10 protein-coding genes are annotated in these 13,245 nt (G+C 42.6%); all 10 read left to right on the top strand.

What is annotated here, in order from left to right:
• Positions 1 to 4: 4 nt before the first annotated feature.
• The 10 genes from ortA to IB67_RS00380 all read left to right on the top strand — a co-directional run bounded on the left by ortA (position 5) and on the right by IB67_RS00380 (position 13,242).
• On the top strand, positions 5 to 343 hold the full coding sequence (ortA, locus tag IB67_RS00425) for a 2-amino-4-oxopentanoate thiolase subunit OrtA (protein ID WP_072757588.1): 339 nt from the start codon (positions 5 to 7) through the stop codon (positions 341 to 343).
• The gene (gene ortB / locus IB67_RS00420; RefSeq protein WP_072757586.1) at positions 333 to 1,763 is read left to right on the top strand and encodes a 2-amino-4-oxopentanoate thiolase subunit OrtB; all 1,431 of its coding nucleotides are present in this window, start codon (positions 333 to 335) and stop codon (positions 1,761 to 1,763) included. The genes ortA and ortB overlap by 11 nt, the downstream gene beginning before the upstream one ends.
• The gene (locus IB67_RS00415) at positions 1,760 to 2,134 is read left to right on the top strand and encodes an ornithine aminomutase subunit alpha (protein ID WP_072757584.1); all 375 of its coding nucleotides are present in this window, start codon (positions 1,760 to 1,762) and stop codon (positions 2,132 to 2,134) included. The genes ortB and IB67_RS00415 overlap by 4 nt, the downstream gene beginning before the upstream one ends.
• Positions 2,127 to 4,325: a D-ornithine 4,5-aminomutase subunit OraE gene (gene oraE / locus IB67_RS00410; RefSeq protein WP_498875321.1), complete on the top strand. Its 2,199-nt coding sequence runs from the start codon at positions 2,127 to 2,129 to the stop codon at positions 4,323 to 4,325. Before IB67_RS00415 ends, oraE begins: the two co-directional genes overlap by 8 nt.
• A gap of 59 nt (positions 4,326 to 4,384) precedes the next feature.
• A complete protein-coding gene (pruA, locus tag IB67_RS00405) occupies positions 4,385 to 5,959 on the top strand; it encodes an L-glutamate gamma-semialdehyde dehydrogenase (protein WP_424696786.1) in 1,575 nt (524 codons plus the stop codon).
• A gap of 354 nt (positions 5,960 to 6,313) precedes the next feature.
• Positions 6,314 to 8,542 (top strand): M26 family metallopeptidase, encoded by a 2,229-nt coding sequence (locus IB67_RS00400; RefSeq protein ID WP_424695157.1) that lies wholly within the window; start codon positions 6,314 to 6,316, stop codon positions 8,540 to 8,542.
• Positions 8,543 to 8,665: 123 nt separating this feature from the next.
• A complete protein-coding gene (locus IB67_RS00395) occupies positions 8,666 to 10,306 on the top strand; it encodes a hypothetical protein (RefSeq protein WP_072757577.1) in 1,641 nt (546 codons plus the stop codon).
• A gap of 51 nt (positions 10,307 to 10,357) precedes the next feature.
• Complete coding sequence (locus IB67_RS00390) at positions 10,358 to 11,128, top strand: thermonuclease family protein (RefSeq protein ID WP_178137734.1); 771 nt, start codon at positions 10,358 to 10,360, stop codon at positions 11,126 to 11,128.
• A 36-nt stretch (positions 11,129 to 11,164) separates the two neighbouring features.
• Entirely contained in the window at positions 11,165 to 11,746 is a 582-nt protein-coding gene (locus IB67_RS00385) for a single stranded DNA-binding domain-containing protein (RefSeq protein WP_072757573.1), read from the top strand.
• Positions 11,747 to 11,928: 182 nt separating this feature from the next.
• Entirely contained in the window at positions 11,929 to 13,242 is a 1,314-nt protein-coding gene (locus IB67_RS00380; protein WP_339745150.1) for an alkaline phosphatase, read from the top strand.
• Positions 13,243 to 13,245: the final 3 nt, after the last annotated feature.

Raw genomic sequence — 13,245 nt, 5'->3', positions numbered from 1 at the left:
GCGAATGCTCCCAAATGTTGCTAAAAAGGGCGATTGGGTGCAAGTTCAAGTGAGGATTTTGCAACCAACTGAACGAGCGCCGCAAGTACCTGACGATACGAAGAAAGTCCCTCTTGAAATGCGTGTCAAAGGTTTTCTGATAGATGAAAAAGCCGAAATTGGAAATACCGTGAACATAAAAACACCAACGGGTAGGATTGTTTCCGGTACATTGGTTGCTGTCAATCCAAAGTATGAGCATGACTTTGGCGAGCCAGTGCCGGAGCTCATCACCATAGGCATGGAATTACGAGAATTCTTAGAAAGTGATGAGCATTCAGGTGGTGAGAAAAATGGCAAATAACCTCGACATATCCTATAGCGCAGTTATGGCAAGACGCGCCGAGATAATGAAGAAAGCTGTCGGGATAGATTACGAAAAATTCATCATCAACGGAATAGCGTTCGATTATGAAAAAATGATGAAAGAAGTCGGATATTCGATAGAAGAAGTCCGGGAAATACAGGCTGAAACTTGTGTGGGTAACACGCCGCTTGTCGAATTGAAGAATATAAATAGATTGATTAAGAAGATAGCTCCAAAAGGCAAAGGCGCGAGGATATTTTTAAAAGACGAAGCGACAAACCCGTCAGGGAGTTTTAAAGACAGAAGAGCAGCTGTCAGTGTTTATCATGCTCAAAAACTCGGTTACAAAGGTGTCATTGCAGCAACGAGTGGTAACTATGGTGCAGCGGTTGCATCTCAAGCTGCAAAAAGAGGTTTAAAATGTATCATCGTTCAGGAATGCTACGACAGCCAGTGGAGAGGACAGCCCGAGATCCTCGAAAAAGGCAGAGCTTGTGAAGCATATGGCGCGGAGGTTGTCCAACTTACCGTCGGACCAGAGCTTTTCTATTACACTCTGAGATTGCTTGAAGAAACAGGATATTTCAACGCTTCGCTTTACTCACCGTACGCCATAGCAGGGATAGAGACGCTCGGATACGAAATCGCTCAGCAGATGAAAGAATTGACGGGCAAGTATCCTGATGCGGTTGTTGTTACACACGCAGGTGGTGGACTTATCACAGGAACCGCACGCGGTTTGAAAAAAGCAGGTGCAACTGAAACAAAGATAATAGGCGCAAGCGTGGACTTAAGAGGTCTTCACATGGCGAGCGACAACGATTTCAATAAAAAGTACTTCACAACAGGCCATACGGGCTTCGGAATCCCATTCGCCGTATTTCCTGATAGATCAGACGTGCCAAAGAACGCGGCAAGACCTCTCAGGTATATGGACAGATACGTCCTTGTAACTCAAGGAGAAGTCTTCTACGTAACAGAGATGCTTGCACACTTGGAAGGCTTGCAGAGAGGACCTGCAGGTAATACATCTTTGACGGCTGCGATAGCACTCGCACTTGAGATGGACGAAGACAAGACTATCGTTGTAAACGAAACCGAATACACGGGCGCTGGAAAATTACCTTCCGCACAGCTCACATTTGCAAAAAAGATGGGGATGATTGTTAAACGAGGCGATCCAATAAAAGAAGATAAGCCTGGAAAAGTTATCGCAATACCAGAACACCCCGCACAGATAGGTGTAATCGAATATCCTGTTGAAGAGATGAAAAAGAGCTATCTTAAAGAGCTGATCAAACGCGAAAACAGAAAAGAATTCAACGAAACAGAATTGAAATTCCTTGAAGAAGATTTGAGAGCAAGTAGAGAAGAAATTCTTAAATGGATAGAAGAGGTTGGGGAGGGAATAAGATGAGACCAAGACCAGATGACTTCCAGGAAAGGTCAAAGCACCTTCAGAATATGACTGACGAAGAGCTCAACGCTTACTTTTGGCAACTTGTCGAGAAAGTTGTAGATCCACTTGTAGAGCTTGCAAGGACGCACACGAGTCCTTCAATTGAGCGCTCTGTCCTGCTTAGGATGGGATTCAACAGTCTTGAAGCTAAAAAACTTGTGGATATGATTTTCGAAAGAGGCTTGCTTGGAAAAGGAGCAGGTCACATTGTCTGGCGCATTGCAAAAGAGCACAATATTGACTACATAGAGGCAGGAAGAAGAATGATAAACGGGCAGTACTGGGACGAAGTAGACAGGATCTTCAAAGGGGTGAAGCACAATGGATAAACTCGAGCCCATGAAACCAATCGATGTTGAAGAAATATTGAAGGATTTGGATAAATACCGCCCAAGAAGAAGAGGCTGGACTTGGAGAAAGAAATTGCCAGAGGGTACAAAAATAGACAGATATGAATACTATCAGGTAAGCGAACCACTGAAAAAGAGTATTCCATTACCAGCAGCACACTACTTCAACAACATCGACCCGCAGCCGGATGTCGTTATCACAAGTGAAATAGCCTCTGGTAGATTCGAAGACGACATAAGGCGCATGCGCATGGCTGCATGGCACGGTGCGGATCATATAATGGTTATCAGAACGCTCGGACAATCGCACTTCGACGGGCTTATTGAAGGAACGCCAGAAGGTGTCGGCGGTATACCGATAACAAGAAAGCAAGTGCGTGCAACAAGAAAGGCGCTCGATTTAATAGAAGACGAAGTTGGAAGACCTATCAACTTCCACAGTTATGTTTCCGGTGTTGCCGGTCCAGAGATAGCTGTCCTATTTGCCGAAGAAGGTGTGAACGGAGCTCACCAAGACCCGCAGTACAACGTTCTTTACAGGGGCGTCAACCCAGTAAGGTCATTTGTTGATGCAGCGGTTGCAAAGAAAATAATGGCTTGGGCGAATATGTTGCAGATAGACGGAGCGCACAACGCAAACGCCTCCGCAAAACTTGCATGGACAGTCATGCCCGAACTACTCGTACAGCACGGTATAAACTGTATGTATTCTGTAAAAGTAGGAATGCCGAAGGAAAACATAGCTCTGTCAACCGTTCCACCAGTGATTGCACCACTTCCGGAAATGAGGATAGACCTTCCATACGCCGTTGCACTAAGAGAACTCTTCCAAGGATACAGGTTTAGGGCACAGATGAACACAAGATACATCGAATCAGACTTGTTCGACGCAACAAGGGCGCACGTTATAAATGCAATGCTTTCGAGACTTACAAGTGCGGACTTGCAGTCAACTATAACCCCCGACGAAGGAAGAAACGTTCCATGGCACATAAACTCAATAAGAGGTGTTGAAACTGCAAAGCACACACTCCTTGCACTCGACGGGATAAAGAAATACGTCAAGATAGACCAAGAAGCGATTAGAGAAAAGGTCAGAGAATTGAAGATGAGAGCTATCCTGATGCTTGAAGAGATAATCGAAATGGGTGGGTACTTCGAGGCACTTGAAGCTGGTATGTTCGTTGACAACGGATACTATCCCGAAAGATTCGGCGATGGAATCGCTCGAAAGAAAGACGGAGAACTTGCGGCAGGTACGGTCGTTCCGAGAGACCACGACTACATGGCACCGGTATGTGAACACTTCGGCTACAACAATTTGCCGGAAGGTATCGAAAAGCCTTGTGACTTGATAGGAGGCTGTACGTTCCACAAACCGGAGAAGATACAATTCATAGATGAGCTCGACGAGACTGATAACGTCAACCTCAGGCTACAAAAGATAAAAGACATGAGGTCAAGGAACGTAATCAAGCCAGAGGTTGAATGGTTTGCAGACGGCTGGATACAGCTTGACATGACATTCTCACTGCCAGAAGAATACGCAGAAGCCGCTGCGTTAGCCGTGTGTGAAAAACTTGGGCTTGAAGAGCCAACGATAATTGCGAAGACCGTTCTCCACCCAGTTGAAGGAACGTACATCGAACTCAAAGCAAAGGTTCCATTCGAAATTAAGGTAGACGAGCTTGAGCTTCCGAAGAAACCAGAAACACTTCCAGAAGAAGAGCTCTTCAGCTACGTTGAAAAAAGGCCAATCAAGGTAGTTGCTGCAACAGTTGGAGAAGACGAACACTCGGTTGGATTGAGAGAAGTCCTCGACATAAAACACGGTGGTATAGAAAAATACGGTATTAAATACACATACCTTGGCACGAGCGTACCACCTGAAAAACTTATAGACGCGGCAATTGAGACTGGCGCTGATGCGATACTCGCATCTATGATAATCACTCATAACGACGTCCACATTCGAAACATGCGCAGGTTGAACGAACTTGCGATAGAAAAAGGTATTAGGGACAAAGTGCTCATCATCGTCGGTGGAACGCAGATAAACAACGACTTAGCGATAGAGAACGGCGTAGATGCAGGATTCGGAAGGGGCACAAAAGGTATACACGTTGCATCATTCATGGTCAAAAGATTGAAAGAGAAAGAAGGAAATTAATGTGCTACTTAAATTAAAACATTCTTGAGGTACTTACAAAAATTCAAGGGGGGACAGGGATGTACGAGGCTACGGATTGGACGATCATACCACCATTCAAAAACGAACCTGTGACTGACTTTTCAAAACCAGAAAACGAAGCGAAGATGAAAGAAGCTCTCGAAAAAGTCTACAGGGAGTTCGGAAAAGAGTACGACATCGTCATCGGAGGAAAAGCGTACAAGACGGAAAAAAAGATCAAATCAATTAACCCGAGCAAGCCGGAAGAAATCGTCGGAATTGCGAACAGCGCAAACGAAGAGCTTGCAGAAAAAGCGCTCGAAGCTGCATGGGAAGCGTTCAAGACATGGAGCAGAACACCAGCACACGTACGAGCAGAGTACCTGCTCAAAGCGGCGAAAAGAATCAGAGAGAGAAAATTCGAATTCGACGCAGTTATGGTCTACGAAGTTGGCAAGAACTGGGGTGAAGCAGACGCTGACACATCTGAAGCGATAGATTTCTTGGAATTCTACGCAAGGGAAATGCTAAGGTACGCTTCAGAACAGCCGGTTGTCAGGATTCCAGGCGAATACAACGAACTCAGGTATATACCACTCGGCGTTGGCATAGTCATTCCACCATGGAACTTCCCACTTGCGATACTCGTTGGAATGACGAGTGCTGCGATTGTAACGGGTAACACAGTAGTTTTAAAACCGGCAAGCGACAGCCCTATAATAGCTGCGAAATTCTTCGAAGTATTGCAAGAAGTGGGCTTGCCCGATGGAGTTGTCAACTTTTTGACAGGAAGCGGAGCTCTTGCGGGAGAATTCTTAGTCAAGCACCCAAAGACGAGGTTCATAAGCTTCACGGGTTCAAAAGATGTTGGATTGCGCATCCACGAACTCGCTGCAAAACCTCAGCCGGGACAGATATGGATTAAGAGAACGGTACTTGAAATGGGCGGAAAAGATGCTGTAGTTGTTGACGAGACAGCGGACCTTGATGCGGCGGCGGAAGGCATCATCGTCAGCGCATTCGGTTTCCAAGGTCAAAAATGCAGTGCAGGTAGCCGTGCTGTGATAGTAAAAGATGTTTACGATACACTTGTTGAAAAAGTAATCGAAAGGGCAAAGAAGATAACGATAGGTGATGTGAGGTACAAGGAAAACTGGCTCGGTCCAGTTGTCAACAAGAGCTCGATGGAAAAGATAATGGCATATATAGAGATAGGCAAGAAAGAAGGACAGCTGATATTTGGTGGAAACGCACGTGAAGACCTCGGCGGATACTTCATTGAGCCGACTATATTCAAAGACGTAGCGTGGGACGCACGCATAGCTCAGGAGGAAATCTTCGGACCAGTGCTTGCGATTATCGAAGCCGAAGATTTTGACGACGCACTAAGAATAGCGAACGCAACAGAATACGGTTTGACTGGTTCACTTTATTCAAGGGATAGAAGTAGGATAGAACGAGCAAAAGAAGAATTCCACGTAGGTAACCTTTACTTCAACAGAAAATCGACCGGAGCACTCGTCGGCGTGCACCCATTTGGTGGATTCAACATGTCAGGAACAGACAGTAAAGCGGGCGGAAGGGACTACCTTGGATTGTTCTTACAAGCGAAGGCGATAAGCGAGAGGATTTAGCGATTTAAACGTTCTAAACGATATAATTTTGAGAATCTCAAAAATGTTCTGGCTGACGTAAAGTCAGCCAGAGCTTTTTGTTCTTTATTAAGATGCCAATTAATGGAACTTAGCTGAACTACATTAATTTCTGAAAGTTAATGCTATAATAAAATAGAAGAGGTTTAGTATTAAATTGCAAAGAAAATCAAAGATAAGAAGAGATTTTAAAATGTAGTTGGCGATAATTTTAATGTAAATGTTCATATTTATTACTTAGAAGGTACAAGTAAGATACGTTTTGTGATATAATAATCAGCTAAAACAATAGTTAGTTAATCAGTTATCCACATTACTTACAGGGGGTGTATATTCATGAGTAGAAGCAAGTTTTTCATTTTTCTTGCGGTTTTGACAACTCTCCTATTGGTTTTCTCATGTGTTCCTCAGAACCAAGGTGGTGGAGGCAACGGCGGTGGCGGAACGGTAAAAAAGGACATATACGGATGGAAACTCGATATATTGAACTCAGTAAATCCAGACACCGGAATAACGATTCCGGAAATTTCCGGAAAAGTTATTTACGTCTCAGGTACTAATGCGATAATATCTGATGCAACTACTGCTATCTATGTTTACAAGGCAAATCTCTCTGAGACAGACCTTGGAAAAAAACTTACCGTAAGAAATACTATAGGCAAGACATATTCAAAGTTTTTGGAAATAGACCTTACCAGCGGAACAAAAGAACTTAGTAATGATGATACCATCATCGAACCGGTACTTCTTGATAAGAGCCTAGATAATGAAAAAGAAACAAGAGCTCTCTGGGACATAAGGTATGCATATGTCTACGGCGAGTTCACAGGAAATAACGGACAATTGACAAACACTTACGAATTTAAATATCCGGTAAATGATGGAGAATATGCTACAATAAGTGTTTTCAAAAGTGCTGATATAGATGCAATATATAAGCCGACAACGACTACTCCAGCAACGCTCGTGGGTTATACAAAATACTACAACGATGTTTGGGAGTTTGTCGTATTCCCTGACAAAGTTGAAATGGAATTGCCTCAGGTTACAGGTGTTAGCGCTAAGTACAATCCGAACTCAAAGACCGTAACGCTCGGTTGGAGTTCTGAAGTTAATGGTGCATCATTCAACGTGTACTTAACACTCGAAGGAGCTACTAGAACGGTTCTTGCAACCACGACGACACTCACAAATGTTGTGTTGCCTGTTGAAGCAACCCCAACATCGGTAGGAATTCAGGTTGTTAAGGGAGTTTCAAAGAGTAAAGTTTTGACGATTAGTGAAATTCAAATCGTATCAGTAGACCCAGTAACAGATTTGAATGCAAAATACGATGATTACAATGGAAAAATGTACCTCAGCTGGTCGCATGGTTCTGCTACGGAGTTCAAGATTTACAAGAAAGTTTCCGGAGCTTATGAATTGGTAGGAACGACGTCTGATAAAAGTTACTCATTTGGTTTAACTACATCTGAATATGACAACGTCAAAGCTATTGCTGTTGCACCTGTGGTCGACGGAGAAGAGGGTCCAAAGGAGGAAGTTGAAAAAGCTGAGATTGGTTACACATTTGCAGGCGGAAATGGTACGGAAAGCGATCCATACTTGATAGGCACCGTGAATCAGCTGAAACTTTTGGGCGATGATAACTACAGAGCAAAGAGCTATTATTTTAAGCTCTTAGAAGACTTAGATCTTAATGGAGTTGCTTGGACACCGATTGGGACTTTCAGCAGCACCGACTTGGATAATACAGCATTCAAAGGTGTGTTTGATGGTAATAACAAGAAGATTAAGAACCTCGCCTATAATGACAGCAATAGGTCAAACGCAGGATTGTTCGGATATCTCTTAAGCTCAACAGTTAAGAATTTGATATTGGAAAACTTTAATATAACCGCAAAGCAATATGTGGGTGCTCTTGCTGGGGCAGCGAAAAATTCGAGCGTTATAAGAGTCGGTGTAAGAAACTCAAGCATAACTTCAACATATTCAACAGGTACCAGCTACCCATATGCTGGTGGGCTGATTGGTGATGTGACTACAGATTCAACAACACAGCCGATGATTTTGAGAGAATCCTTTGCGAGCAATGTTACCGTTACTTCGAACTTTTCAAATAGCCGTACTGGTGTTTTGGTTGGAAGATTTTTCAGCACGGGAACTAATGTTGTCGGTATAATTGAAAACTGCTATGCTACTGGTACTCTTACATTTGTAAATGGTGCATCCAACATCGGTGGTCTGATTGGGTTAGCTTCTGTTTCTAACAATGGTCAGATTAAAATTGTGAGTTCCTACGCAGCGGTTGCACCAAATGGTTCAAGTACAAACTGGAGAGGGTTTATAGGTGGTGCAAGTGTATCAGTTACGGCTGACAGTGGCAAAAACTACTTTGATACAACGGTTTCTGGAACAACAACTGGCTCAGCAAGTAGCTCTCTCCAAACCGGAAAGACAACGGCTGAGATGAAACAGCAAACAACGTTTGTGGATTGGGACTTCACGAATATTTGGAAAATCGACGAAGGCAATGACTATCCAAGACTAAAGTGGGAATTTTGATAATTTTTCGTAAGTGAAACATGATTTAATGTTTGCGGATAGAAATAACCCGGGCGGTTTGTCCCGGGTTATTTAGACAAATAACGGATAATCAAATCTTATTGAATCTCGGGAGGGATTGTTGTGAGGAAATACCTTGCTACTTTGCTTGTCATTTTAACTGTTCTATCTATGGCTTTCAAACTCGATTTCCAGCTCAGGGGGTATTTAACGTACGACCTTAATTCCGGAGCTATAGACAATTTTCCTATAGGATACTGGACGTTTACTTTACCAAGTCCATTTGATTCTTTCGCGTTAAAGTTAACCGATTACCTCACATATTCACATACGACATCTAATCTTTTTGGTATGAATTTCATAGTTCCGAGATATTACTTTGTCGATTCAAGATTCAAAATGGATAATAACTACGTAAACACATTGTATTTAGCGATTGGGCGAATGAGGTTATCACGTAGCCTTACAAACAATTACGAGGGAGTTCAGATTGGTGGGTTGAAGTACGATACGTACAGAACTTCAGCAACAGAAATCGGTCCTGGAGGTATTGTTGGATACATCTCCGGTAAGCTCGGAAATTATTCATACGAACTTGGTGGTGCGTACAGTTTAGAGCTCAATAATTACGCACTGTACGGTTCTCTCAGAACCGATTTCGGACAGTTTGGGGCATATTACGAAACAAGGTACTACCAACTTTCATTGAACTATCAAAACACGCAGAATTTACCATTTGGAACTTTGAAATACTGGGCTGGCATCGGTGCAGCGACAAATACTATCAACGAGCCAAGTTTCCTGATAGGTGCAACTCTTAGTTCTGGTCCTGTATTTGCAGCAGGTCAATTCGCTTGGATAGGTGGCAATAAGTACGATGTGAGCTTTGCAACAGGAGAACCTTCAAATCCGAACCAGCCAAACACTTGGAACGTTATGGGCGAGATAGGCTACAACCTGTCTAATTTCTACGTTGGGTTGTTTGCAAAATACAACAGCATATGGGCAGAAAGCGGTTGGTTGCCACTCTACGGTGTTAAGATAACGTCCGGGGACTTTTCTTTATCCCTTGCTAATGGTGACTTGTACGTTTCATCATCTATGACCGGAACCCAGTCGGTACTCTTGAGAGTAACATACAACTACCAAGCGAGCATAGATTTCCTTGCTGGTGTACAGGCTGCTGTAATGCAGTTCATGCCAAAAACCGCCTCTGTGCCTGGTGGAAAAGAACAAACAATTTCGATTGCAGAGCTATACAAAATGCCTGAAGGTTCAAAAGTTACCGTTACAGGTACAGTCCTTGCTCCTGTTGGACTTTTGAGCGGTTCAACCACGTACATTCAAGACAAGACAGGGGCTATAATGTTGTATGGAAGATCTATTCCTGCAACACTCAAGGTTGGAGATGTCGTGAGCGTCAGCGGTTCAACAAAAGTCTACAATGGCATACTTGAAATAGTCGTGGACAGTGTAACGGTTGTTGGAAGTGCTAAGGTTCAGCCTGTGGAACTGAAAGAGCTTTCTGATGCTTACATGTCAAACATGGTGTATGTTGTTGGAACTGTTGAGAATGTAGCAAAGGACAATTTCATAGTTAATACCGGTAATTTGAAAGTGAAAATCTACATCAAGTCAGCTACAGGGATTAGCTTAACAGGTATAGCCGAGGGTAAGAAGGTTAAAGTAACAGGTATACTCACACTCTTCAAGGGAGAATACGAGATACAACCAATTTCACAAGTTGACATTGAAACGATGTAATCTGTATTACATTTTGTTCGATTAACTGATTCGATGAAAGGAGATTCCAAAGTGAAAAGAATTCTCAGCAGCTTTCCAATATTCATAATCATTGTATTAGTACTTTACCTCTCTTCCTGCGCACCGCAGCAAGAGATATTAAAGAATGTCGAAGTTGTGGATGGTGACACAGTCAAAGTCTATGGCCAGTCGTACAGACTAATAGGTATTGATACACCGGAGATTCACTCTGGTGATAAACCAGTCGGAGAGTACGGTACTGATGCAAAGAACTACCTAATCTGGTTTGCCAACAATTTTGAACTTACTTATGAGCAAAAAGGTACAGATAGTTATGGGAGAAAGTTAGTTTATCTTTTTGCCGTCGATGGAGATAAGAAGTATCTGTACGAAGCATCCGTCACTGAAATAGGATATGCAAGGCCGTTAATGTATGACGACACATCTGTACCTAATTATACAAAACAGATAGTCGATGCGTACAAAAGAGCGTACGAGAATAGAAAAGGTATATTCTCAAAATACGACACCGCACCGGTTGTAACAAGAGCAAATATTACGAATTCGTATGTGGGAAAGATTATATGGCTTGAGATGGATGTTTCTAACGTGAGATACTCTAATTACACTTACTACATAGAATCCGATTTTGCACTTGTCAAAATCAGATACGAAGAATACAAGCACCTTTTTGAGAGTTACAACCTGTACGGTTTAAAGGGTAGAAAGGTGCGCTTTTATGGAGAACTGTGGACAGATACGAGTACAAGTAAATACATGATCATGCTCCGCGCACCATTCGAAATTAAGATAGTCAATTAATCAGTTCGTCATATTTTACAGGGAGGGTGAAGGTTTATGAGAAAGTTCGTAGTCGCACTTCTGCTTCTACTCAGTGTTGCATTCTTTGCAGCGAAGATTGCGGATATCTACAAGGTTAAAGAAGGGGAAACGGTAGAGGCAACAGGTATTGTGCTCGCACCTGTTGGTGTTCTCGGAACGTTGACAACTTACATACAAGATGAAACTGCAGGTATCATGCTCTACGGGAACCGCTTACCAGCTGATTTAAAAGTTGGACAAGTGATTAAAGTTGTCGGCAAAACAAAGATTTACTATGATATTCTAGAGATCATACCTGACAAAGTCGAAATAATTGGGACAGCAACACCGACAGCGGTTGAACTTAAAGACGGAGATTTTAAGAAATATCTTTCAAATCTTGTAAACGTTGTAGGTACTGTGAAATCGGTTGAAAAATATCAGTTTACTGTAAAGACTGATAAGTTTGAAATTTTGATTTATATAAGAAAAGAAGTACCGTTTAATGTCAGCACACTAAAAGTAGGCGATAAAGTTTCGGTAACTGGTGTTATGTACTTATACAAAGGCATGTACGAAATTCTTCCAAGAACACCAGAAGATATAAAGAAATTCTGAAATTTGATAAAACTGTGCGATTTTTGAATCCGGCTGTGAAAAGCAGCCGGATTCTTATCTTCACAAATCTTAATTTTGAGTAATCGTATTTTAAGAAAATGAAGTTATACTGTAGAATGTAAAGTTCAGGCATAGATTTTTTCAGATGCCAGAGGTTTATTCTATAAGAGGAGGTGTAGGGCATGTTTGGAGTAAGAGCTAAGTTCTTGAGTATTCTCTTAGTCATTTTCCTTTCCGTTGTAGCACTTTCGCTTAACATCATTTACTTAGTCGGAGATGGGATGTCGTTCAACCAGCTCTTGCTTGCAAGTATTCTCGAAGGTAGAGTTCTAACAACGATGACGTTGCCATACACGGCGATTACAACAACTTATTCATACGATTCATGGGTCACAGATTCGGCACCGGCTGGAACTGCACTATTCAGTGGTTTTAAGACACTCAACAGGGCGATTGGTGTCTTTCCGAACGGAGAACCTATAACGTCTATCTTTGAAATTGCGAAGAACGGGGGATATAAGATAGGCTTAGCAGTTACGTGTAGAGTAACTCATGCAACGCCTGCTTCGGTGTATGGGCATGTCAGCAATAGAGACGACGAGCTTACTCTTGCAAAACAATTGGCTGAATCCGGAACGGTTGACGTTGTATTTGGTGGCGGGTGGCAGTGGTTCCTTCCAACAGCAAACGGTGGGAGAAGAACGGATGGAATGAATTTAATTGAATTAATGAAGCAGAAGGGTTATGAGTATGTAAATTCAATCGATGGGTTGAAGTCTGCATCATCAGATAAGGTGTTAGGTTTATTCGCAGCAAGTCATTTGGAACCTGTAAGCAGTAGACCTTCATCTCAACCAACTCTCGATTTGATGACTACAAAGGCGCTTGAAATTCTTTCGAAAAGTGGTGAACCATTCATGCTAATGGTAGAAGGTTCACAGATAGACTGGGAAGCACATTCTAACGATTTCTACGGTGTGTGGAAAGAAACTGTTGAATTTGATAATGCTGTAAAGGTTGCGCTTGAATTTGCTAAGAAAGATGGAAACACGCTGGTAATAGTAACTGGGGACCACGAAACAGGTGGGTTGTCACTTTCAAAAGGTGGATACTCTGTAAATGTTGAACTTGCAAGAAAGGCCAAGGGAACGACACAGATGTTCCTGAGCCAGTACAACATTTCAGACAAAGAGAAATTCGTGCAGGGACTCAAAGATTGGTATGGAATTTCGATATCGGATGCAGAATACGAAACTCTTAGAAAAGTGTCATCAAGCAACCTGAGAAGGGAACTTGCAAGATTTGTCAGCGAAAAGGTAGGATTTGGCTGGACAACATGGGACCACACCGCTGCGCCAGTTCCAGTTTATGCGTTCGGCCCAGGTGCACAATATTTTGTCGGTTTCATGGATAACACAGATATCCCAAAACTTATATTAAAGCTCACAGGATTATCTACTATAAAATTCCCTGTAGTCTCAGCTGCTGGAAATTGAGAT

Source organism: Fervidobacterium riparium (assembly GCF_025370035.1).
GTDB lineage: Bacteria > Thermotogota > Thermotogae > Thermotogales > Fervidobacteriaceae > Fervidobacterium > Fervidobacterium gondwanense.
This window is presented reverse-complemented; position numbering and strand designations above follow the sequence as displayed.